We start from the raw sequence: 24,479 nt of genomic DNA on the forward strand, positions 1-24,479 counted from the left end.
CTCAGCCCCCGATGCAGCGTAGTACACCCGACGCAGGCTGCGCGCAGTTGGGCAAAGCGCGAAATCCTTCCTACCATGAATGCGTTGCAACGTTTATGAAGCCTCTCAAAGGAATCGAGAATGCCCATGCCCGTTGTTGGACACCGTTGCCTGCCCCTGCTGCTGGCACTGGTCAGCCTGACTGCACAGGCCGCCGAACAGGACGCACCGCAACCGATCCGTGTGCTGCTTGCCGCCGAGCTGGAAACCACCCTGTCCAGCCAGATGAATGGCACGCTTAGGGAACTGAAGATCAACTTCGGCGAGCACGTAGCCAAAGGTGCCACGCTGGCGCGCTTCAACTGCAACGAGGCCCAGGCCCGCAACAAAGTGGCCGGGGCCGAACTGGCGATGGCGCGGCAGAACCTGCAGGCCAAGCAACAACTGCGCAAGCTGAACGCAGTAGGCGACATCGAAGTGGCCGCGGCCAATACCGAAGTGCAAAAGGCCGATGGCGCCCGCGCGATGGGCGAGGCACAGATGAGTTACTGCCAGGTGCTGGCGCCGTTTTCGGGGCATGTGGCCAAGGTGTACGTAAAGCCCTATCAAACGGTCAGCGCGGGCACCCCGCTGTTCGACCTGGTCAGCGATGGCGCGTTGAAAGTGCGCATGAACGTGCCGTCGAGCCAGTTGAAGAACCTCAGCCCCGGTCAGCCTCTGGAGGTGGATGTGCACGAAACCGGCAAGACCTACCCCGCCAAGATCAGCGTGATCAACGCCCGGGTGGATGCCGTGGCGCAGACCGTGGAGCTGGAGGCTCGCTTCGACCAGCGCCACCCTGAACTGATGGCAGGCATGAGCGGCACCGCACGGTTTGCGCCATGACCATGAACCCGCCGCTGCCGCACCCACAACTGTTGCTGCAACTGGACGCCCTGCGCGACAAGGCGATGGCTGCCGAAACGCTGAACGCCCTGGCATTCAGTATGGCCAACGACTTGTACCCGTTGTTGCCGTTTCACCAGGCGCTGGTGTTCAGGCAGGGCAAGGGCGGGTTCGAGCTGCTGTGCGTATCGGGGCTGGCGCGCCCTACTGAAGACTCGCCCTACCTGGTGTGGCTGAAACGGGCCAGCCGCTGGTTGGGCGAACAGGTAAAAACCGAGCAATCCGCCTGGCTCACCGCCGACAATACCGCCCCTCCTGACGACATCGCCGAAGGCTGGGCCGAATGGTGGCCGGCCGGCCTGTGGTGCATCCCGCTGCATGCGCCAACCGGCGAGCGGCTGGGCCTGCTGGTGATACTGCTGGAAGAACCGCCGCCCGCGATCCTGCCCAGGAACCTGGAAGGCCTGACCCGCACCTGGGCATATTGCTGGAACGCCCTCACCCGCCGCCAACGCCTTGGCAGCTGGCGCCCCAATCGCCGCCAGGTGCTGCTGGCCTTGCTCCTGCTCGGCGGCTTGCTGCTGGTGCCGGTGCGCCAGACCGCGCTGGCCCCGGCGCAGATCGTGTCGCGTCAAGCGCAAATCGTCACCTCTCCCATCGACGGCGTCATCGCCCAGGTGCTGGTGCGCCCCAATCAGCCGGTCGAAGCCGGTACCCCGCTCTTCACCCTGGATGAAACGACCCTGCGCAGTCGCGCCGACGTGCTGGACAAAGAGGTGGCCGTGGCCGATGCCGAACTGCTCGCCGCCAGCCAGCGCGCTTTCGACAACCCGCAAAGCAAGGGCGAGCTGACCTTGCTACACGGCCGCGTGCAGCAGCGCCGCGCCGAGCTGGCCGCCGTACAGGCGCAGCTCAAGCGCTCTCAGGTACTGGCGCCACGGGCCGGGGTGGCGGTATTCAGCGACCCCAACGACTGGCTGGGCAAACCGGTGTCCACCGGCGAGCGCATCATGCACGTGGCCGATCCGACGCAACCGGCCATGCAGATCCAGCTCGCCGTGGCCGATGCCATCGCCCTGGAGCCGGGTGCCGAGGTAACGCTGTTCCTAACCGCGTACCCGCTCAGCCCGCTCAAAGGCAAGATCCTCGAGACCAGCTACCAGGCCAAGCCCAGCGACAACGGGGTGGTGGCCTACCGCCTGCTGGCCAGCATTGATGAGCAGCCCGAACATGCTCGCCTGGGCCTGCACGGCACCGCCAAGTTGTACGGCGGCCGAGTAATGCTCGGTTATTACCTGCTGCGCCGGCCACTGGCCACCGTGCGTGCCTGGAGTGGCTGGTGATGCTGGACCCAGCCGACATGCCCCTGCCCCCCCTGCGCGAGGACCTGCGCCTGTGCGATGCCGCCGACAACCGCGACGGCGAACCGGGTTGGATGATCCACGACACCGTGGTCAACCGCTTCTACCGCATCGGCTGGCTGGAGTTCGAGTGCTTGTTGCGCTGGGGCCAGTCGCCCCGACAGATCAGTGAACAGGTGGCGCGCGACAGCGCCTTGAGACCGGACGTGGAACAAGTGCTGGAGCTGCGCTCCTTTCTCGAACACCACCACCTGCTGCGCGCCGGACCCGAACAACTGGGCAAGCTGCAGGCGCAGAGCGAGGCGCGCACCTGGTCGAGCTGGCGTTGGTGGTTGCACCATTACCTGTTCTTCCGCGTGCCACTGCTGCGCCCGCAAGTAGGCCTGCAACGCGTGACCGAGACGCTGGGCTGGCTGTTTCATCCGCTGACCGGTTGGCTGGTGATCGGCCTCAGCCTGCTGGGCGTCCTGCTGGTAATCCAGCAGTGGGACAGCTTTACCCATGCGGTGGTGGAGTCGTTCTCCACCGAAGGCCTGTTCAGCTTCGCCCTTGCTCTGATCACGGCCAAGACTTTGCACGAACTGGGCCATGCCCTGGTCGCCACGCGCCTGGGAATGCGGGTGGGGCACATGGGGGTGGCCTTTTTGGTGCTGTGGCCGATGCTGTACACCGACACCGGCGAAAGCTGGAAACTCAAGCATTCGCGCCAGCGCCTGGCTATCGCTTCAGCCGGCATCGCCACCGAGCTGGCACTGGCGGGCTTGGCGACCCTGGGCTGGGCGCTATGCGACGACGGCGCGCTACGCAATGCCCTGCTGTACCTGGCCACCACTAGCTGGGTGCTGTCGCTGGCGCTCAATGCCAGCCCGTTCATGCGCTTTGACGGCTATTTCATCCTCAGCGACCTGCTGGACTTCCCCAACCTGCACGAACGTGCCTCGGCGCTGGCCCGGGTAGCCCTGCGGCGCAATCTGCTAGGGCTGCACGAGCCATGGCCGGAGCCGTTCCCCAGCCATCAGCGGCGCTTGCTGGTGGCCTTTGCTTTCGCCACCTGGCTGTACCGCTTGGTACTGTTTCTGGGCATCGCGGTGGCGGTGTACCTGTTCTTCTTCAAGCTGTTGGGGATCGTACTGTTCATGGTCGAAATCGCCTGGTTCATCGCCCTGCCGGTCAAACGCGAACTGAGCCACTGGTGGCAACAGCGGGCGCGCATTCCGAGGCGGCGCACGCAGCTGTTCTACCTGTGCATGGGGCTGGTTGTGCTCACCCTGGCGATGCCATGGCACAGCCAGGTGGATGCTGTGGGCGTGGCCCGGGCCGAGCAACAGTTGCGGGTGTACACGCCCTACCCTGCGCGCTTGCAAAGCTTGCGAGAGCAGGGCCGGGTCAAGGCCGGCGAAGTACTGGCAACGCTGGACGAGCCGGATCTGGGCTTACGCCTGCGCAGCAGCGAGGCCACCGCCCGCAGCTACCAGGCACGGCTGTCGGGCCTGTTGGCCGACCCGGCCGGCCTGAGCGTGGACGCCGCCACCCAGCAACGCCTGAACGTGCAGAACGAAGAGGTCCGCTCGGCGCGGGTGGAAATCGCCCGCCTGAATTTGCAGGCGCCGTTTAGCGGCATCTGGCTGGACCGCGACCCCGACTGGCGCGCCGGGCAGTGGGTCAACCGCCAGGAGCCGCTGGGCATCCTCATCGACCCCAGCCGCTGGCAGGTTGATGCCTATGTGGCCCAGGACCAGGTGCACCACCTGGCCGTGGGCAACACCGTGCGCTTTTACCCCGATGGCCAACCCACCGCGCTGCCGGGCAAAGTGCTGGCCATTGGCAGTACCCGTGCCAATCAATTGGCCCACCGCATGCTCTCGTCGCACTTTGGCGGGCCGGTGCCGACCGGTAGCGAACCGCTGGTGCCGACCCATACGGTGTTTCAGGTGCTGATTGCGCTGGATGCGCCGCTGGGCAGCCTGCACGAGACGCGCGGCAGGCTGAAGATCGATGGGGAGCGGCGCAGCGTGCTGGGCGAGATGGGGCGGTGGTTGGCAGGGGTGGCGTTGCGCGAGAGCGGGTTTTGACAACCTGACACTATGCACCCAAAAGGCAATTCCGGACTACGCTTGCTCTACCCCCGGAAACTGGCGTTGAACCTCGAGCAGGTATGCATCATGGACATGAACAGCAGACCCGGCTTCGCCGCTGCATTGCGCCCACGGTCACAAACCCTGGCGCTTGAGCAACGCATCCTGTTCGACGGTGCCGCCGCCGCTGCCGTCGACCTGCAGCACAGCGACCCCAGCCACGCCGAGGCCAAGGATACGGCCCACCCCGCCGCGACCGCCAGCGAAGCACAAACCACCGCCACTCCTGCCGCCCAGCCGCGCAACCTGGTGGTGATCGACGCACGCGTGGAAAACCGCGATCAACTTGCCGCCAATCTGCCGGCGGGCACCACTGCGCTGGTGGTTGACGCCGGCCAGGACGCCATCGCCGCCATCAGCACGGCTCTGGCACAACTGGGCAAGGTCGACTCCATTCAGGTGTTCTCCCACGGTGCGTCCGGGCAGTTCACCCTGGGCAACCAGGTGTTTACCCAGCAAACCGTCGAGCAATTGGGCGACCGCCTGAGCAGTTGGCGCAGCGAACTCAACGCCGGTGCCGACATCCAGCTGTACGGCTGCGACGTGGGCGCCGGCAGCAGTGGCCAGGCCCTGGTCAACGAACTGGCACGCTGGACCGGCGCCGACATTGGCGCCTCCAGCAATGCCACCGGCAGCCAGCGGGCCGGCGGTGACTGGCAGCTGGAAGTCAGCAACGGCGACCTGGACAAGTCCATCGCCCTGGCCGCCTCGACCCTGGCCAGCTTCCAGGGCCTGCTGGCTGATGCCAGCCCGACCGCCAGCCTGGGCAGCGGCGGCGCCGAGGTGCAGTTGGGCGAGCAGTTCACCTTCACGGTCAGCTTCACCAACCCTTCCACCCAGGAAGGCTACGCGCCGTACATCGACCTGTTCATGCCCGCCACCGGGCGCGACGGCGACGATGGCGCCACGTTCATTTCCGCCACCTACCTGGGCCAGGCGGTGAACAGCTTCGTCATCACCTTTGACGCCAACGGCAACGCCACGCACCCCTTGGCCAAGGACGCCAGCGGCAATGCCCTGGTGATCAACGCCGCTAGTGTCGGCATGAAGCCAGGTGACCAGATGGTGGTGCTGCAACTGCCCTACGCCAGCGTCACCAGCGACCAGCCGAGTATCGACATCCAGATCACCGGCCTGCTCAGCAACCTGGCCGACACCACTTACTCCGACGGCGCGCCCAACCTCACCATCAACGCCCGCGCCGGCTTCGAATACGGCAACGATTCGCTGAACAACCCGGTGCAGGACCCGAGTCTGGTGGAAGCCTCGCTGCACAGTTTCATCGTCACCCCTACCCTTTTGAAGGTGACGCAAACGGTCAACATGCCCGAAGGCGAAACCGTGACCGGGCCCAACTACACCCGCACCCAGACCGTCACCGTCACCCCGGCCCCGGGGCAGACCCTGACCAACGTTACCGTGACCCAGACCGTGCCCGACCAGGTGCATGTCACTGCCATCACGCCGGGCGCGGGTGGCACTCTGACTTCCGTCACCCTGCAAGACGGCCGGGTGCTCACCAACCCCACCGCGATCGCCGCGGCGCTGGCCGATCCCAACGTGTTCGTCGAAAGCTACAACATCCACTACGACACCCTCAGTGCCGCCAGCGAAACCCAGGTGAGCTTCTACGTGCCGGAAATCGACGCCAACGGCAGCCCCGTGCTTGACCCGGCCAGCGGCAACCCGGTAACCATCAACTTCGGCACCGCCAGCGTGACCGGCGACTGGAACCCGCTCGACCCCCGCGACCGCCCCACCGACCCGGACGGCTACCCCTTCAGCGAAACCGGCAACGGCCAGGGCGTGACCTTCGTGGCCAAGTCCATCACCCTGCTCAAGGCAGTGGACCTGCAAAACGACGTTGGCACCCCCGGCCTGACCCCCGGCGATACCCTGCGCTACACCATGGACGTGGCCATTTCCGACTTTTTCGCCTTTGGCGAGAACATCCTCGAACAGGGCCAATTCACCGTCACCGACCTGCTCAGCGACGGCCAGACGTTCAGTGCGGGCACCCCTCCTACCCTGTTGCTGCAAGGCAATGGCACCACACTTAGCATCGCCCTGATCTATACCCAGAGCGTAAACGCCAACGGCAGCACCACGCTGGTGTTCGACATTGCCGAGTCCATCCGCCAGGCGGTGGCCGGCCCGGGCCTGGCCGCGCTGTTCGGCGACTTGTACGGCGACAGCAACCAGGATGGCGCCACGGGTCTGCGCATCGTCTACGACGCCACGGTCGACACCACCTACACCAGCGACCACCCACCCCACGACCAGCTCAACGAAGGCGACAGCGTCGGTAACAATGCCGTCGTGGCTGCCACCGTGCTGCGCGATGCACTAAACATCGGCGGCACCCAGACCGACGGTTCGAGCACCATCAGCACCATCCAGACGTCCAGTGTGGACATCGAGCTGACTCAGGTGAACAACGGCACTCCACCTGCCAACGGCGAGTTGCGCCCAGGCGACGTGGTGACTTTCACCATCACTTACGACCTGCTGGTGGCTGACTACGAAAACTTCAAGCTCACCGCCTACTTGCCTTTGCCTCTGCTCAATGCCACCGGCATCACCTGGACCATTGGTACCGGGATCGGCCAGTGGACGCTGGGTAGCGGCACCACCATCCTGGACATTCCCGAGAGCGTCACCACCGGCCCAGGCAACTCGATCGTGTTCGATTTCGGCAACTACGTATCCGGTGGCCTGAGCGGTGGCACGGTGCAGGTGCTGTTCACCATGGTGGTGGGCGACCAGCCATTTGCGGACCAGCGCGAGCTGGACGTGCTGGCGCAGTCGAGCCAGACCACCACCGTGGATAAAGACGTGCTGGTGTCCTCCGATGTGGCGGTGATCGAATCGGTCGCCGAACCGGTGCTGGACATCACGCATGGCGTGGTCAGCAGCAGCAATGGCACGGTCACCGGCACCACCGGTAGCTGGAACGCCCCCGGCACCAGCGGTGTGCCGTTCAGCGGCAGCGTCACCAGCCTGGCGGCGGTGGACGGCAACGTCAGCGGCATCGACGGCGCCGACACCCTGCGCCTGGCCACGGCCATAAAAAACACCGGCGGTGGGGGAGCGTATGACGTGAGCACCAGCGTCACATTGCCCGACGGCCTGGCTTTTGTCGGCGGCAGCCTCGGCGCGGCCAACCTGCAGATATTCCGCGGCGACGGCACGCAACTGGTGCTGGGCACCGACTATAGTGTCAGCGGCAACACCATCACTTTCCTCGACGCCAATGGCCAGGCCTCCCTGCTTGCCGGTAGGGCCGGCACGGCCAGCGACCTGTCCGGCGCCAACGTGGTGGTGATTACTTACGACGTCACGGTGAACGACGCGATCCTGGCCTCCAGCACACTGCAAAGCAGCGCGGCGCTGACCAACTATGCCAGCGTCAATGGCGGTCAGGACTTCACCCCTACCGACCTGGTAGAGATTGCCGACCAGCAAGTGGCGGCGCCGACCATCACCAAGACCTACCAGAACGGCAGCCTCAGCGACGACGACTCCAGCGCGGCGCACACCACTGGCAGCAACCTGGTGATCGGCGAGAGCATGACCTACGACATCGTCGTCAACCTGCCCGAGGGCTTTACCGGCAGCCTGCGCATCAACGACCTGATCCCGCCTGGCCTGCGTCTGGACCCTCGGTTCAACGGCAACCTGGGCTTCCAGATCATCACCACGGTGGCGGGCAGCGCCGCACTGGGCGCCGACTTCAACGGCACGCTGAACGTCAACCCGGTATCCCTGGACGGCAGCGACGGTGCCGACCTGACACTGGCGTTCAGCACGGCAGGCTCCACCGCCGACAACATCACCGGCAACAACAGCTTCGTCATACGCCTGGTGCTGGTGGCCAGCAACGTGCCCGGCAACCAGCAAGGCACCACCCTGAACAACGGCGCGCAACTGGTGCACAGCGACCCCGATGGCGATACGCCCAATGGCACCGCGCCAGTCGACCGCAGCGTGGCAAGCGCCCAGCAGCCCAGCGTGACCATTGTCGAGCCTACTCTCACGGTCACTCAACAGATCACCTCCGCGCCAGTGTTCGGCGGCTACGAAGACGGCGATGTGGTGGATTTCGAGATCGTCATCAGCAACACCTCCGGCGTCAATGCGTTCGACATCAGCCTGGTGGACGGGCTACCAACTGAACTCAGTGGCATCACCCTGACCGGTGTGACATACAGCGGGGGTGCCACCAACAACGCAGGCGCCGACTTCATCATCCAGAATGGCCAACTGATCAGCGTGAGCGGTGCGAACATCGACATCGCCAACGGCGGCAGCATCACCCTGCGCCTGACCGGCACCGTTAACGCGACCGCTGCTGGCCAGGCGGCCTTCCCTAACGCAGTGGATGTGCGCTGGAGCAGCCTGGACGGCGCCAACAACACGGTCGACACCGCCAATGGCGAGCGCAGCGGCGAAGACGGCGTGCTCAATGGCGGCACACTGAACGATTACCGCGTCGCTTCGCTGCTGGTATTCCCCGTCAGCAACGGCATCCGCATCAGCCGCGTAGGCGGCGTGGTCGACACGGCGCCGGCCACCAACAGCAGCGGCGCCACCGACACCAGTGGCGTCAGTGAAAACGTGGTGGTCGGCGAAATCGTCCGTTACCGCGTGGCGGTGCTGGTGCCCACCGGCGATAACCCCGACTACCAGATCCGCATCGAACTGGCCGCTGGCCTTGAGTTCATCCCGGCCAGTCTCAACGACATACTGCTCGCGTTCGTCTCCAACACCCCTGTCGGCCTTACCAGCGATGCCACCAACCTGATCAGCAGCGGCACGCTGAGCATGGCGGGCAACCAGCTGAGCGAGGTGACCCAAGGCATCCAGCCGGACCTGTCCGGCGTAGTGCCCACGGGGGTCTTCGATATCAACAACGGCCGCCTGGTGATCGTCACCAACACCGATGGCAGCCAGACAGTCACCTTTAGTCTGGGCAATCTGACCAATACCGAGATCAACGACCCCGACATCGAAGGTGTGGTGCTGGAATTCAACGTACGAGTTACCAACGTGGCCAGCAACCAGTCCGGCGCCAACCTTGCTGTGACCGCCCACGAGCACGTCGGCCTCAACGGCGGCGTGGACCGCGGCGTGAGCGACACGGTGTTCGAGCGCGTGGTCGAGCCCAGCTTCAGCAGCCTCGACAAGACCGTCATCGACGTAACCCCGGGCAGTGGCACCACCACCGCCACGGTATCGGTCAGTTTCACCCAGAACGGCGAAGTGCCCGCCTACAACACCCACCTGGCAGACCAGTTCCCCAACGGCAGCGACTACCAGGTGCAGAGCATCCTGCTCAACGGCGTGGCCATTGACCTGACCAACCCGCCAGCCGGTGTGACATTCAGCCAAGGTGCCGGCATCACCCTGGACTTCGAGCGCCTGGCGCCAAACGACAGCGTACAGGTGATCTACACGGTCGTCCTGCCCAACGTCACCATCGCCGACAACGCCGCCAGCGCTGCCGTGCTGACCTGGACCAGCCTGCCCACCGACTTCGAAACCAACGGTTGGGGCGGATCGTTCCCCGCCACCGCAGGGGGAGCCGATGGCGAACGCACCGGCCAGGACGGTGCCAGCGGGCTGAACAACTACATCCTCAGCGACGGCGCCGGCATGGGCGTGATCCAGGGCACCTTGTGGGACGATACCCGCAGCGCGACCGACAGCGTCACTCCCGATGGCACAGGGCTGAACGGCATTGCGGTGACCCTGACCTGGGCCGGTGACGACGGCGTGTTCGGCAACGCCGACGACCGCACATTCACCACCATCACGGCCAATGGTGGACTGTATCAATTCGCCCTGCTGCCCTCGGGGAGCTACCTGGTGGCAGTGGCACAGGACCATCAGGCCAGCGCCAACAACAATTACCGGGTGCGCATCGACACCGACACCGCTGCCGCCCTTGCCGGGCTGGGCAGCATCGAGCTCAACCTGGGTGAAGGAAGCACCGGTACCGCCGACGCCGGTTACGTGCACCTGAACGAAGCGCCGGTCAACACCGTCACCGACCAGCACGGGGCCGAGGACACCGTGCTGCACCTGACCGGGCTGGCCATCAGCGATGTCGATGTGAATGCTGGCAATGCTGACGGAGTGATGACCATCACCCTGAGCGTGCTGCACGGAGTGGTCTGGCAAAGCGCCACGACACCCGCCGCCAACGCCACCCCGCCGACAGGCTCGGGGCGCAGCCTGGTACTCAGCGGCACGCTGGCCGAACTGAACGCGGCCTTGGGGCAGCTGTATTACAAGGGTGATCAGGATTTCAACACCTTCCGCGAAGTGGAAACCCTGACCATGGTCACCAATGACCAGGGTAACTTCGGTGATCATCCCACCAACGGCGACGGCATCCCCGGGCAGAACCCGGCCGATGCGCTGGCCGACACCGACGTGCTCAACATCGTGCTCGATCCGGTAAACGATGCCCCCATCGCCCAGAACGACCAGTACATCGCCGTAGAAGCGGGAGGCCTGGGCAATGCCGACCCCGGCACCAACCCCACCGGCAACGTGCTGGACAACGACATCGATGTGGACATCCAGACCAACGACGATGTCCTCACCGTCACGCGGATCGCCAACATCAACGACCCGGGTGGCATCGCCGTGGGCGGTACTGTGGTCACCACGGTCCAAGGGCTCTACGGTACGCTGTTCATCACTGCCAGCGGCGGTTTCCAGTACATCGTCAACAATGACGACCCCGCCGTGCAGGCGCTGCGTACCTCGGGGGACTTTCTCAGTGAGGTCTTTGTCTACGACATCGTCGACAGCGGCGGCCTGGGCAGCCAGGCGCAACTGCTGATCAACATCCACGGGGCCAATGACACCCCTGTCGCCCAAGGCGATGCGGGCACCGCCATCGAGGCCGGCGGCACCAACAATGGCACCCCCGGGCAAGACGCCACCGGCAACGTGCTGGACAACGACACCGACGTGGACGCGGTGGCCCTGGGAGAAACCAAATCCGTTAACGCCGTGCGCTACGACGGCCCCGGTGGCGGCAGGGTCATCCCGGTCAGCAGTGGTTCGGTGACCAGCATACCGGCGGCGTTTGGAACACTCACTCTCAACGCCGACGGCAGCTACCGCTATGTCATCGACAACAGCAATGCCGCGGTCCAGGCCCTTTCCCCCGGCGACACGCTGGTGGAGCAGTTCACTTACCAGATGGTCGACGCCGGTGGCCTGAGTTCGGTGAGCGTACTGCTGATCACCATCCAGGGCGCCAACGACGCACCCGTGGCGATCGACGACCGAGGCACCGCCACGGCAGGCGCCAGCGATGGCAGCCCGGCCACGGTCGACGCCAACGGCAACGTGATCACCGGTGACAATGGCTTGGGCGCCGATACCGACGTCGATAACGGCGACCAGCCCACCGCCACCCAGCTGAAAGTGGACGGTGTTCGCAGCGGCCTGGAAAGCACAGGCGGCACACTCAGCCCTGTTGCTAGCGGTGCCCCGGCGTCGGTTACCGGTATCGTGGCGCGGCTGGCCGACAACAGCCTGATCAGCGGCAACTTCGGCCAACTGGTGCTCAACGAAGACGGCACTTACAGCTTCACCGTCAACAGCGCCGACCCGGCCATTCGAGCTCTGGTAGCCGGACAAAGCCTGGAGGTGATCTTCACCTACCAGATTCACGACAGCGGCGGGCTGACCGACCAGGCGCAACTGGTGATCAGCGTCACCGGCGTCAACGACCCGCCGGTGGTCAACCCGGTCACGGTAAATGCCGTCGAAGCCGGTGGCCTTAACAACGCGACCCCGGGCCTGGACCCCAACGGCAGCATCCGCAGCGCCTACAGCGACCCGGATGGCGACCCCCTGACCATCACTGGCGTGATCAACCCGAATGGCACCAGCGGCACGGTGGGCCAGAGCCTGGCCGGCAACTACGGCAGCCTGGTGCTCGATGCCCAGGGCAACTACCGCTACGTGGTGGACAACGCCAACCGCGCCGTGCAGGCCCTGCGCACCGATGCCGACCGGCTGACCGAGGTGTTCCGGTACAGCGTCAGCGACGGCAACGGCAAAACCGTCACTGCCACCTTCACCGTGGTCATCCACGGCCGCAACGACACCCCCATCGCCGCCAATGACAGCGCCATCGCCATCGAGGCCGGTGGCACCAACAACGGCACACCGGGCCAGGCCGGCAGCGGCAATGCCCTGACCAACGACCAGGACGTGGACGCCGGCGATAGCAAGGCCGTGGACGGCATCTACCTGGGCACCCTGGCGGCGGGCGGCGCCTTCGTGCAGGTGACCGCCGGCGCCACGACCATTACCGGCAACTACGGCACCCTGAGCATCGATGCCAACGGCAACTACGTGTACACCGTCAACGACAGCCTGGCCGCCGTACAGGCGCTCAAAGCTGGCGAAAGCCTGAGCGAAACCTTCAGCTACCGGATGCACGACACCGCAGGCGCTAGCTCGCAGGCGCAGATCAATATCACCATCGAAGGCCGCTACGATGCACCGGTGGCCCACGATGACATCGGTTACGCCGTGGCCACCGACGACGACGGCAATGGCGGGCGCAACCCCAGCGGCAATGTGCTGAACAACGACACCGACGTGGATGCCAACGACACCAAGACCGTCACCGCCGTGGGCGTGGGTGCCGAGAGCAGCAACCCGACACTGGACCCGCTCACCGGCACCGCCACGGTCACCTCCAACTACGGCACGCTGACCCTCAACGCCAACGGCACCTACCAGTTCGTGGTCAACTCCAACGACCCCGACATCATTGCCCTGGGGCCGCTGGGTTTCGTCATCCAGCGCTACACCTACCAGGTCACCGACGCCGGCGGCCTAAGCGACACCGCCACCCTGTACATCCTGATACGCGGCGAAAACCAACCGCCGGTAGCCGCCCCGGACCAGGGCCTGGCCATCGAGGCCGGTGGCATGGGCAACAACATCCCCGGCAGCAACCCGGCCGGCAACGTGATGGACAACGACAGCGACCCCGACAGCATCAACATCCTGGTGCCGGAAACCCTCGAAGTGCTGGCCTTCTGGAGCGGCGACGGCCCGCTGCCCAACAGCCCTACCCTGACCGGGCAAACCCTGCGCGGTCAGTATGGCGACCTGACGCTCAATTCCGACGGCACCTGGAGCTACACGCTGGACAACAGCCTGGCCGCGGTGCAGGCCTTGCGCGTCAGAGGCCAGGCCCTGACCGACAACTTCAGCTACCTGCTGACCGACCTGTGGGGTGGCACCGCCAACGGTGTGCTGACCATCACCATCGATGGGCGCAATGACTTTCCCGTGGCCAACGACGACACGGCAGAGGCGGTAGAGGCTGGCGGCGTCAACAATGGCACTGCGGGCGTGAACCCGCGCGGCAACGTGCTGGACAACGACACCGACGTGGACGGCGTGCAGTACGGCGAAAGCAAGACAGTGGTGCAGTACACCGGTGAAAACGGCCAGACCGCCAACGCCGGCCAAGTGCTGCAGGGCCTGTACGGCAAGCTGCTGATCAACGCCGATGGCAGCTACCAGTACGTGGTCGACAACAGCAACCCGACCGTGCAGGCCATGCGCACCGTCGGCGAAGCGCTGCGCGAGGTGTTCACTTACCGCGTGCGCGACACCTCCGGCGTGACCTCGGACGCACGCCTGACCGTGACCATCCAGGGCGCCAACGATAACCCCGTGGCTCGCGACGACAGCAGTTTCGCCAGCGACCAGGCGCCCGCCCCGCACACCAGCGGCAACGTGCTGCCCAACGACAGCGACGTGGACGGCGATGACAGCCTGACCGTGATCGGCATCCGTACCGGCCAGGAAGGCGCCAGCGGCACGGCGGGCGTGATCGGCCAGGCGATTGCCGGCCGCTATGGCACCCTGGTGCTCAATGCCGATGGCAGCTACACCTACACCATCGACCTGAGCAACCCCGAAGTGCTGGCCGCTGCCGGCCTGGGCCAGGTGCTGCAGGATTATTTCACCTACACCATCAGTGACCTGGCCGGGGCTACCGATGATGCGCAACTCACCATCACCCTGGACATCTCCAGCCCGTACATCCCACCAGGGCCGTACCTTGACCGCGACAGCCGCGGCGGTCAAAGCGGCCTGCCGCTGCCTGATGTGAGCCCGGTTATATACGTGGCGCCCGTCGTGGAGCGGGTCAATCAGGCCTTGACCCTATCTGCCTGGGATGCCGATGGCAGCAACGTGTACCTGTTTGCCACCCCGGAAATCGAGAGTGAATCGCTGGGTGCCGGGCTGGGCCAGATCAATGGCCAGTACGTGGCGCGGGCGGTGGCCAACAGCCGCCAGGCCAGCGCCGAGGACAAGAACTGGGTCGATGGCCGACAAGGGGTCACCCGCCTCACGGCCGATGGTTTGTTGCCAGACCCTTCCCTATGGGCACCGCTCCCCCGCGACATGGTGCCCGAACAACAGCGTGCACAGCCTGCCAATGGCTTCCGTGCGCAGTTGCGCGAAGCCGCCCATCGGCGCGGCAGTACTGCGCCCTGACGCCAATGCCTCATCACGGATTGAATAAGGACAGCGTATGCCGGTATCGACATTGAGAAGCCTGAGCACCGTCACCGCCCTTGGCCTGCTGCTCGGTGCATGCTCGGCCTTCGAACCCAAACCCTACACCGAAGACGAGATACGCCAGCGGGTGATCGAAGACCAGGCGCGCATGTACAAGGAGCAAGAACCGGTCAACGGGCCGATCACCTTTTACGAAGCCTCGGCACGGGCTCTGAAATACAACCTCGACTACCGCCTCAAGCTGCTGGAGAGCGCACTGGCCTCGGACCTGCGGGATGTATCCAGCCACGAGATGCTGCCGCGCCTGGTAGCCTCGGCAGGCTATGCCGGGCGCAACAACGACTCCGGCGGCACATCCATCGGCATCGAGGACCGCCAGGTCAGCTTGCGCCCGTCCACCTCCGAGGAACGCTACCGCACGCTGTACAGCCTGGGCTTGTCGTGGAGCCTGCTGGACTTTGGCGTGGCGTACTTTCGCACTCAGCAAAAGAACGACCAGATGCTGATGGCCGAAGAGCGCCGCGAAAAAGTGGCGCAGAACGTGCTGCAGGACGTGCGCAATGCCTATTGGCGCGCCCTGGGCGCCCAGCGCCTGCTGCCGGAAGTGGACGGTCTGCTGATGCGCACCCACCGCGCGCTGACCGCAGCCCGCGAGGCAGAAGGCCGAGGTCTGCTGCCGCGCCAAGAGATCCTGGCCTACCAGCGCGCCCTGCTCGACTCGGTGTACATGCTCACCGTGCGCCGTCAGGACCTGGAGTTCGCCCGCGCCGAACTGGCCGCACTGATGTCGCTGCCGCCGAACACCCGCATGGTCCTGGCCGACAGCAGCGAAAAGCCGCTCCCGCTGTTGAACGGCAACCTGGAAAAACTCGAGCGCCTTTCGCTGGAGCACCGCCCGGAAATCATGGAAGAGTGGTACCGCAAGCGGGTAAGCATGAACGACTTGAAGATCGCCAAGGCCCAGCTGTGGCCAAACGTGAGCTTCAACTACGGCTACGAGTACGACTCCAACAAGTACCTTTACAACAGCGACTGGAACCAGACCGGCATCAACGTTTCGCTGAACCTGCTGCGTCTGCTGCAGTACCCGGACATCAATCGGGCCGAAGAGAGCCAGGCCAAGACCGACGACATGCGCCGCACGGCGTTGTCGATGGCGATCCTGACCCAGGTGCGCGTGGGGCTGTTGCGTTACCAGCTGGCCCGTCAGGAAGTGGACTTTGCCGACGAAAGCCTGCGCGTGGACCAGAGCCTGCTCGATTACGCGCGCTCCTCACGCAGTGCGGCGCTGGGCAGCGAGCTGGAACTGATCCGCGCCGAGGGCCGCCTGCTGCTGTCGCGGTACCAGCGTGAAGCCGCGTACTCAGATGCCCAGGCAGCTTGGGGCCGTCTTTACAATTCAATAGGTTTTTCAGTAATGCCCAAGGAAATTGAGCGGCATGACATAAAAAGCCTGGCACGGGATATCAAACAGACCATGGAGCAGCAATCAGGCTCATATTTGGCTATCGAAAAGTAGCCAAATAGAATGCGACCGAGGTCAGAACAGATTGCCGACTCTATGAACAGTCCGCCAATAGTGATTCGGCTGCTTTCACCCCAGCGGACTTTAAATAGGGTCCGATAATTTCCAGCCTGTGCCCCTTAGGAACCTTCCCCAGATTTAGCAGGTTTCGGCGGCAGCGGTCCAAAGAACATGCTCTTCAGTCGGTCACGACCAATGACTCTTGCCAGTTCTGCGATGACGCAATACATGAAAATCAGGGTCATGAGTAGGATCTGTATGGCCCAAAAGCGTGGCCAGTTCATCGAGGACCACAGCAGGGCATTTGCATCGATGAAGCTAGGAGCTTCCTTCCAGAAGTCGTACAGCCGCTCCAGGTAATGCACCACAAGTGCGACTAAGGCATACATGAGGGACTTCCAGCTGACATTCCATAGCAGCGGTTTATCAGGGAAACGGTTGATAAATGGCAGCATGTCTGCAACCAGAACAGACTTTCCTAGAACCAGAGATGCAAACAATACCGATGCTGAAACGGGAAGGTCCACCCCTGACCCCTTGATCATGAGCGAGCGAATCAAGGCCACGATGTGCAGAATGATGAAGAAAAATAAGGTAGGGGGAAGCGCCTTCATAAATTCATGTTTGATCTTCAGCAGAAACGTATTCATGGTCGCTCCTTCAAGAAGTGAAACGCTTCATTAGGCTGCGGACAGAGTCAGTGGGTGAGACAGTAACCTCACTGCGACCAGGACCAGCCATTCACTTTCCGAGAAATTCTCGAAGTCTAGTCAAGAATCGAAGACTTGAAGCGGTTTGTACGAGGCTCCGCTTATGAAAGATTTCTTGCGAAAAAACGGTATCGGCGCCCCTCTAAGATAACGTCTTGCGGGAGCAATGGTGTCGTCTAAAGTACTGAGATCCGGTTACGGCTTCCGCTTCCATTCAAAACCTGAAAGTGTCGTGAAAAGAGAATCACCGACGCCCGACGGCGATCTTCAACCTGTCTACTCTGCTTCATACTGCGCATCAATGCCCGCTGGTAGTTGCCCTAAACGGTACAGCGCTTCAGTCACAAGGAGCGTCTGATGGAATCGCTGCACAGACGGCGCCGCTCGGCGGTCGTGTTGTTCTGCACTTCTTGCTTGTTCGGCAACGCTGCCTGGGCCGGTGGCATTCTGATCTATGAAGCCGGCCAGGAGGGCAACGGCCTGGCCAATGCCGGTTCCGCCGCCCTGGCCAACGATCCCAGCGTACTGATGACCAACCCCGCCGGCATCACCCAGCTCCAGGGTACGCAGATCAGTGCCAACGCCCAGGTCATCCTCGGCGACCTGGGTTTTTCCCGCGACAGCGGCAACCAGTTCGGCGGCAACGAAGGCGGCAATGCACTGCAATACCTGCCCGGTGCCAGCCTGTTCATCAGTCATCAGCTCGACGACCGTTCAGCCATCGGCTTTGGCATGTACGGCAACTTTGGCCTGGCCCTGGACTACGACGATGATTGGGCGGGCCGCTACTTCACCCAGGAAGCGGCAGTGATCGGCGTGTCGTTGCAACCCACATGGGCCTATGCATTCACCGATGACCTGTCGATCGGTGTCGGGCCACGCATCATGGTCGGTTACTACCGGACCGAAATGGCCATCAACAACAATCTGCTGGGGCTGGCCGACCGGCCGGACGGCCAGCTGGAGTACAAAGACACCGACGTTGGAGTGGGCGTCAACCTGGGGCTGCTGTACCAGGTCGATGCCCGCACCCGTGTAGGCCTGGCCTACACCAGCAAGGTCAAGCTGGAGTTCGAGGACAAACCCCACCTCAAGGACATCAACAACCCATTGCTCAACGTCGCCCTGCGCCGCCTCGACGTGGATTCGCTTGAGCTCGATCTCAATGTGCCACAGACCGTGACCTTCAGCGTCGCCCATGAACTGGACGACCAGTGGACCCTGCTCGGTAGCCTCAACTGGCAGGACTGGAGCGACTTCGGCGATGTCGGCGTGGAGGTCGACAGCAACGCGGGCGGCACCAGTCGCACCGTCGACCGCCGATACAAGGACACCTGGCACGCCTCGCTGGGCGCCCAGTACCAGGCCACGCCGAACTGGCGCTGGAGCATGGGGCTGGGCTACGACAGCTCGGCAGTGGACGATGACGACCGTACCGTCGATAACCCTATGGGCGAGACGTGGCGGCTGGCCGCCGGGGTCAATTATCAGGTCGACGACGGGCTAGACCTGCACCTGGCTTACACCCTGGTCTGGCTCGGCGACATGGACGTCGAGCAGACCAAGGCTCGCTCCGGCACGACACTGTCCGGCAGCTATGACAACAGCGCCCTGCACATCATCGGCGGTGGCGCCACCTGGCGCTTCTGAGATGTCAGGCAGTGGCGACCGATCATCGTGAGGAAGGAGAAGCTGCATGAACACCCGGACATTGGCCGCATCGCTGTGCCTTGCAACGCTCATGCTGCAAGGTTGCGCCAGCAAGTACGTGGAGTCCGACCAGTACTCGGGCTTTCTCAAGGACTACAGCGTGCTCAAGGAAGACAAGTCGCCTACGGGCGCACCGGTGATGCGCTGGATCAAGCCGGGTGTCGACGCCAAGCGCTATCGCAGCGTCTACATCGAGCCAAGCCAGCTCTACCCCAAGCCGCAACCTACCGAGAACGTACCGCAGTCGACCTTGCAGGGCATCACCCAGTATTACGACCAGACCCTGAAAAACCACTTCTCGCAAGTGCTGCCGCTGGCCACCAGCCCTGGCCCGAACGTGCTGGTGGTGCGCCCCGCCATCACCGCCGTCACGGCCAAGACCAAGAGCCTGCGTCCGTATGAAGTGATCCCGATTGCGCTGGTGGCGGCTGGCATCAGCACCGCCACCGGCATCCGCGATCAGGACACCAGCATCGCAACCGAAGCGGCATTCCTCGACGGTGACACCAATCAAGTGGTGGCCGAAGTGGTGCGCAAAGGTGCCGGTACCGAACTGGACAACATGTCGCAAAAGATGGAAGCCAAAGACGCAAAAGCCGTACTCGATGGCTGGGCCAAGGACATGGTCAGCTCCTTCCAGGCCTTGAGGAAGTAGGCCACTTCCCTTCAGCGTGAGTCGGATCTGCGCAGGAGTGCGCGGGTTCACCACTCTTTATCTGACGAGGCGCGATTCCATGGACAGCATTCGCGGCAGCGCTTTGGTGCAATTTGACCAGCTATTGGCGGAACACGGTGCAGCGCAGCGGGACTTCCTGGCCCCGCTGAACATTGACCTGGACGTGGTCGGCAACTACGGCAAGCGCTTGCCCTACTTGAGCCTGGTGCAACTATTCGAGGGCAGCGCGCACGCCCTGAGCCTGCCACGCTTCGGCCTGGAACTGGCATTGCGCCAGGGTTCGACCCTGGTCGGCCCATTACGCCACCTGGCCAACTCCGCCCCCACCGTGGGCCATGCCCTGGTTGCCGTAATCCGATATATGCGCCACTACAGCCCAGCTATCCACTTCCGCCTGGAACACCGCGCCGGGAAGGCCATGCTGTATTTCGACAATGGCCTGCCCGGGTCAGAACAGACCCCACAGATCATCGAGAAATCGGTGATGGGCGCACGGTTGCTGATCGGCGAACTACGCGGCACGCCGTTGCGCCCACGGAGCGTGACCTTTCGCCACGTCGCCCTAGGCGACGCTGTGGGCTACACGCGCTATTTCGACTGCCCGGTGCTGTTCAGCCAGGCCCACAACTGCCTGGTGGTGGACGCTGATGTATTGCAGGAAGCCTGCGTGCACTATGATGCCGACCTGCATGCAATTGTCCGCCACTTCCTGGAGAACGAGGCCAGCCCTTGCGACAGCCTGCAGGCTTCAGTTGAGCGTACTATCCAGATGCTACTGCCTGCCCAGCGTTGTACCCTGGAGCAGGTGGCGATGACTTTGAATATGAACACACGCACTCTGCAACGGCATCTGGCTAGCGACGGCATTGAATTCGAGGCTTATCTGGACAGCACCCGCCGCCACCAGGCACAGCAGATGCTGCGCAAGACCACCCTGACCGTGGGACAGATCGCCAATGAGCTAGGTTATCGCCGAACTACCTCATTCTGCCGGGCGCATTTGCGCTGGTTCGACATGACGCCGCTAGAGCATCGGCGTTTATATGGTGATCCGGTGATTTCTGCTTTTTGAATAGCCATTGGCTGGCCTCATCGGTGTGACAACCCAAACAAACGCTGGCATCGGCGTAGCCCTCGCGGACAACCGCCTGCGCAAGCTGAGCCTGTGCCGAGGCTACCGCGGCCCGGACTACTGCATTCAGTGCCGCGAACGCATATAGACCCAGAGCCCCATCGCGATCACGGCCAGTGCGATCAGCACGCCCTCGCGCCGCAGCAGGTGCCAGGGCAAGCGCCCGAGTCTGCCCTTGACCGCCCGTGCAACCCGGTCCCAGATCGCCAGCTTGCCGCCGCGCAGCACGGCATTGGTGAAATACAGGGTGCCCAGGAACACCAGCGCAGGGCCGCACCAGCGCAACCAGGTCACATTGCCGGCCCAGGCCAAGGCCAGCCCCGCTGGCACCAGGGCGGGCAATACATGGCGCAGCAGCAACAGTCCAGCGCCTTGCCGGTACAGGCGATGCGGCAACAGCCAGCGGCTCAGCGGCACATCGATCGACGCCATGGGCAATACCACCATCGACACCAGGCGGTAGAGCTTCATGCCCAGGAACAACACACCCGGCACGAACAGGGGGATGACCAGCATGGCGGCCAGGTCGCCCTTGGTTTTCGTGTAGGTGATCAGCGAAGGCAGGATCACCAGCGACAGAGCCAGCCAGAGGAACACGAACACGGGTCGATAGCTGACCGCCGGCAACCAGTCCCGCCAGTTGTCCAGCGGCGTCAATCCCAACCGCTCCGGCAGGTCGGGGTGCTGGTCCTCGATGGCGTGCGCGAACTGGGTGAAACGCTGCCAGTCGTGGCCACTGAAGCCGTCGGCCATGACCCGGCGCTTGCTGTCGCTCATTGGCGCGAGCAGCAAGGCGGCAGGTTGGCCGAGGACCTTGTCGTCGCGGTGCCTGGCCAGTTCGTTGCGCAGATTTTCTTCCATCGCGTGCAATTCGCAGCGGTGGATGAAGCGGTCCCAACGCCAGTAGTCGCACGGCAGGTTGCCCTGGGCTTCGTCCCAGCCCATCGCCTGGCAGACGCCCTCGAAGAATGCCGGCGACCAGGGCGCGTCGGACTCGAGCAAGGCCAGCACGCTCTGCTCGAACTGCTCGCGGCGCTCGAACGGCAGCAGCCAGTCGCTGGCCAACCACAGGCGCAGCGCATCCATGACCTGGCGCTCCTTGCCCTCGGCCAACCAGGTGTGCAGTTGCTCCAGGGACGGCTCCGGCGGGCATTCGGCAAGCGCCGGCTCGAGCAACTGTGCGGAAGTGCCAGGCTTGGCGAATGGCACGCTCGGTTCGCTGTCCGGCAGCGTCGCATCGGTGACTGGCGCGACGTGCTCGACTTGCTCACGCCAGCGCGCCTCTTCCAGCGAGGCCTCGTAGGCTTCACGCAGGCGTTGGAAGGCCTCCGGGTCTTCGTCCGGACGGTATTGCTTGAGCAGGCGCGCATAGGCGCGCTTGATGCTGCGTTGGTCGGCATCCGGGGTGAGTTCGAGCATTTGCCAATGGCTCATGACGGTTCAGACCTCGCCTTCGAACTGTGCCAGGCGCTCGTTGATGTCGCTGCGCGCCTTGCGAATCTGGTGTTCGTCCTGGGTGTCGAGCATCTGCTGGAAGTAACTGGCCAATGCACCGACATGCTCACGGCTCTCGCCAAGGCTTTCCTGGTACAAGCGGTCGAGCCGGGCCAGCAGCAAGGTATTGATCTGCTGGTCGCGGGGGTGCACTTTCAGCGCTTCGAGGGCGGCCAGGCGTTGGGCGATTTCTTCCGGCGGTAGCACGCCTGGGTTGTTCTCGATCACCAGGCGGCGGGTTTCGCCGTTGATCGGCAGGTGCACCTGGGCTTCGAGCAGGCCGTTGTTGTCGTAGGTGAAGCGCACGTCCAGCGAAACTTCGCCGGCCTTGAGCGGAGGCACCGGGATCTCCAGCTCACCGAGAAAGATGTTGTTGCTGACCATCCGGCTTTCGCCCTGGTAGATCTCCACTTTCACCAGCTTCTGGTTGTCGTGCAGGGTGGACACGATACGCGAACGGCTGACCGGTACTACGGAGTTGCGCTCGATGATCGGCAGGTAATGGCCGCTCTGGAAGCCGCTGCCCTGCTGCACCGCCGTCTCGATGCCGAGGGTGTACGGGCAGACATCGGTGAGCACCACTTCTTCGAGCGAGGCATGCCGGGCCTGCAGCGCTGCCTGGGCGGCGGCGCCCTGGGCGACCACCTGGTCCGGGTTGAGCTGCATCGAGGGGATACGCCCGAACAGCGAGGCGACCAGCTTACGCACCAGTGGCATGCGCGTGGTGCCGCCGACCAGGAGGATTTCATCCAGATCCGCGACTTTGATGCGAGCATCACGCATGGCCCGCTCGATCGGCGCGCGCAGACGCTCGAGCAGAGGCCGCACGATCTCCGCCAGCTCGCCCTGGGTCACCTCCACGGCCCACTCACGGGCCTGTTCGCGCAGGGTGAAGCGTTCGCTCGACGCCTGCCCCAGGGCGTGGCGCACCCGCTGGGCCTCGCGGCGCAGGCGCTGAGCGATGGCGGGCTGAGTCGTGTCGGGAAGGTCGGCGGCGCCGACCTTGGCGATGAAATGAGCGACGATAAGGTCATCGAAGTCCTCACCGCCGAGGAAGTTGTCGCCGGCACTGGCGCGGATTTCCATGACGCCGTCGAACAGTTCGAGGATGGAGACATCGAAGGTGCCCCCGCCCAGGTCGAACACCAGAAAGTTGGCTTCGCGACGCTGCTCGAGCCCATAGGCCAAGGCGGCGGCGGTGGGTTCGTTGACCAGTTTCTCCACCTTGAGCCCGGCCAGCTCGCCGGCGATGCGGGTGGCCTTGCGCTGAGCATCGCTGAAATAGGCCGGAACGCTGATCACCGCTTCGTGCACTGGCTGGCCGAGGGCACGTTCGGCATCGGCCTTGAGGCTGCGCAGCAGCATTGCCGAGAGTTCTTCGGCGCGGTAGGCACGGTTGCCGAGCTGGGTTTCCCGGGCGCTGCCCATGTAGCGTTTGAACAGCGAGGTGGTGAGGTGCGGATGGGTGTGCAGGCGTTCGCGGGCGATATCGCCGACGACCAATTGGCCCTGGTCATCCAGGCCTACGATGCTCGGTGTCAGGCGCTCGCCCAAGGCATTGGGGATTATTCGGGCACTGTCCCCTTCCCAGACGGCCACGAGGCTGTTGGTGGTGCCCAAGTCGATACCGATGATCACTATCACTCTTCCTTAAATGATGCGGCAAAGCAGTTGAACGCGGCGGATGGCTGACCTGCGCCTCAGCTGAACACCCACAGCACGCGGGTGGGCTTGTCGGTGAGATTGGCGTAGCGGAAACGCGCGTGGGGTTGCAGCTGGAAGCTGTCGCTGGCGTATAGCGTAACGGGCTCGCCATCATCGAGCCAGACCGTCAGTTCGCCTTCGAGCACGAAGCAGCCTTGTTCCGAGCTGTCGTCCAGGAATTCCTCGCCACTGCTGGCGCCGGGTTCGAGGTGGCTGTCGAGCATCGAGAAGGCGCCGGTGATGGTGGGCGACGCCAATACATCGGTGATGCCGCCGGCCAGGTGCAAGGTCCGGCGCTCGTGCGGCCGGGTGACCCAGTCGAGCTCGCGGGGCTTTTCGAGCTTGTAGAAATAGGACGTGGAGACACCGAGTGCTTCACTGATGGCCGTGAGGTCGGCTACGGTCGGGCGAGACACACCGCGTTCCACCTGGGACAAGAAGCCCACCGAGCGGCCGATGCGCTGGGCCAGTTCGCCCAGGGTGAAGCCTTTGAATTTGCGCAGGTCGCGAATCAATACGGCCAGGCCTTCGATCTCTTCGTGCACTTTCATAGTGAATCGTGACTGGGGATTTGGAGGTCTGGAAAG

12 protein-coding genes are annotated in these 24,479 nt (G+C 63.9%); 8 read left to right on the top strand and 4 right to left on the bottom strand.

Annotated elements, in window-relative coordinates; translation table 11 throughout:
* The first annotated feature begins 120 nt into the window (after positions 1–120).
* From E2H86_RS09875 to E2H86_RS09895, 5 genes are all read left to right on the top strand, one after another.
* On the top strand, positions 121–864 hold the full coding sequence (locus E2H86_RS09875; protein ID WP_133327171.1) for an efflux RND transporter periplasmic adaptor subunit: 744 nt from the start codon (positions 121–123) through the stop codon (positions 862–864).
* Positions 861–2,207: an efflux RND transporter periplasmic adaptor subunit gene (locus E2H86_RS09880; protein ID WP_207955620.1), complete on the top strand. Its 1,347-nt coding sequence runs from the start codon at positions 861–863 to the stop codon at positions 2,205–2,207. The genes E2H86_RS09875 and E2H86_RS09880 overlap by 4 nt, the downstream gene beginning before the upstream one ends.
* Positions 2,207–4,297, top strand: a complete 2,091-nt coding sequence (locus tag E2H86_RS09885) for an HlyD family efflux transporter periplasmic adaptor subunit (RefSeq protein ID WP_133327173.1) — start codon at positions 2,207–2,209, stop codon at positions 4,295–4,297. The genes E2H86_RS09880 and E2H86_RS09885 overlap by 1 nt, the downstream gene beginning before the upstream one ends.
* A 90-nt stretch (positions 4,298–4,387) precedes the next feature.
* On the top strand, positions 4,388–14,917 hold the full coding sequence (locus E2H86_RS09890; protein ID WP_133327228.1) for a VCBS domain-containing protein: 10,530 nt from the start codon (positions 4,388–4,390) through the stop codon (positions 14,915–14,917).
* A 37-nt stretch (positions 14,918–14,954) separates the two neighbouring features.
* Positions 14,955–16,460, top strand: a complete 1,506-nt coding sequence (locus E2H86_RS09895; RefSeq protein WP_133327175.1) for a TolC family protein — start codon at positions 14,955–14,957, stop codon at positions 16,458–16,460.
* Positions 16,461–16,585: 125 nt separating this feature from the next.
* On the opposite strand, the gene E2H86_RS09900 is transcribed toward E2H86_RS09895, so the two are convergent.
* The gene (locus E2H86_RS09900) at positions 16,586–17,116 is read right to left on the bottom strand and encodes a hypothetical protein (RefSeq protein ID WP_133327177.1); all 531 of its coding nucleotides are present in this window, start codon (positions 17,114–17,116) and stop codon (positions 16,586–16,588) included.
* Between the two features lie 417 nt (positions 17,117–17,533).
* Here E2H86_RS09900 and E2H86_RS09905 point away from each other — a divergent pair, with 417 nt between their 5' ends.
* The 3 genes from E2H86_RS09905 (at position 17,534) to E2H86_RS09915 (ending at position 20,634) form a co-directional block, all read left to right on the top strand.
* Complete coding sequence (locus E2H86_RS09905) at positions 17,534–18,826, top strand: OmpP1/FadL family transporter (RefSeq protein WP_133327179.1); 1,293 nt, start codon at positions 17,534–17,536, stop codon at positions 18,824–18,826.
* Positions 18,827–18,872: 46 nt separating this feature from the next.
* A complete protein-coding gene (locus tag E2H86_RS09910; protein WP_133327181.1) occupies positions 18,873–19,541 on the top strand; it encodes a DUF3313 domain-containing protein in 669 nt (222 codons plus the stop codon).
* Positions 19,542–19,620: 79 nt separating this feature from the next.
* Positions 19,621–20,634: an AraC family transcriptional regulator gene (locus E2H86_RS09915; protein ID WP_133327183.1), complete on the top strand. Its 1,014-nt coding sequence runs from the start codon at positions 19,621–19,623 to the stop codon at positions 20,632–20,634.
* Positions 20,635–20,760: 126 nt separating this feature from the next.
* Here the strand turns inward: E2H86_RS09915 and E2H86_RS09920 are convergent, their stop codons facing one another.
* The 3 genes from E2H86_RS09920 to E2H86_RS09930 form a co-directional block, all read right to left on the bottom strand.
* Positions 20,761–22,128 carry a J domain-containing protein gene (locus E2H86_RS09920; protein ID WP_133327185.1) on the bottom strand — a complete coding sequence of 456 codons (1,368 nt, stop codon included), beginning with the start codon at positions 22,126–22,128 and terminating at the stop codon, positions 20,761–20,763.
* A 6-nt stretch (positions 22,129–22,134) separates the two neighbouring features.
* Positions 22,135–23,826: a molecular chaperone HscC gene (locus E2H86_RS09925; protein ID WP_133327187.1), complete on the bottom strand. Its 1,692-nt coding sequence runs from the start codon at positions 23,824–23,826 to the stop codon at positions 22,135–22,137.
* A gap of 62 nt (positions 23,827–23,888) precedes the next feature.
* A complete protein-coding gene (locus E2H86_RS09930; protein WP_133327189.1) occupies positions 23,889–24,443 on the bottom strand; it encodes a helix-turn-helix domain-containing protein in 555 nt (184 codons plus the stop codon).
* Between the last annotated feature and the right edge of the window lie 36 nt (positions 24,444–24,479).

Origin of the sequence: Pseudomonas putida, from assembly GCF_004357765.1 — a bacterium.
Lineage (GTDB): Bacteria > Pseudomonadota > Gammaproteobacteria > Pseudomonadales > Pseudomonadaceae > Aquipseudomonas > Aquipseudomonas putida_U.

What these genes read in the sequence shown, in the direction of transcription:
- E2H86_RS09875 (WP_133327171.1), top strand. Translation starts at nt 121, where the DNA reads ATGCCCATGCCCGTTGTTGGACACCGTTGCCTGCCCCTGCTGCTGGCA.
- E2H86_RS09880 (WP_207955620.1), top strand. Translation starts at nt 861, where the DNA reads ATGACCATGAACCCGCCGCTGCCGCACCCACAACTGTTGCTGCAACTG.
- E2H86_RS09885 (WP_133327173.1), top strand. Translation starts at nt 2,207, where the DNA reads ATGCTGGACCCAGCCGACATGCCCCTGCCCCCCCTGCGCGAGGACCTG.
- E2H86_RS09890 (WP_133327228.1), top strand. Translation starts at nt 4,388, where the DNA reads ATGGACATGAACAGCAGACCCGGCTTCGCCGCTGCATTGCGCCCACGG.
- E2H86_RS09895 (WP_133327175.1), top strand. Translation starts at nt 14,955, where the DNA reads ATGCCGGTATCGACATTGAGAAGCCTGAGCACCGTCACCGCCCTTGGC.
- E2H86_RS09900 (WP_133327177.1), bottom strand. Translation starts at nt 17,116, where the DNA reads ATGAATACGTTTCTGCTGAAGATCAAACATGAATTTATGAAGGCGCTT.
- E2H86_RS09905 (WP_133327179.1), top strand. Translation starts at nt 17,534, where the DNA reads ATGGAATCGCTGCACAGACGGCGCCGCTCGGCGGTCGTGTTGTTCTGC.
- E2H86_RS09910 (WP_133327181.1), top strand. Translation starts at nt 18,873, where the DNA reads ATGAACACCCGGACATTGGCCGCATCGCTGTGCCTTGCAACGCTCATG.
- E2H86_RS09915 (WP_133327183.1), top strand. Translation starts at nt 19,621, where the DNA reads ATGGACAGCATTCGCGGCAGCGCTTTGGTGCAATTTGACCAGCTATTG.
- E2H86_RS09920 (WP_133327185.1), bottom strand. Translation starts at nt 22,128, where the DNA reads ATGAGCCATTGGCAAATGCTCGAACTCACCCCGGATGCCGACCAACGC.
- E2H86_RS09930 (WP_133327189.1), bottom strand. Translation starts at nt 24,443, where the DNA reads ATGAAAGTGCACGAAGAGATCGAAGGCCTGGCCGTATTGATTCGCGAC.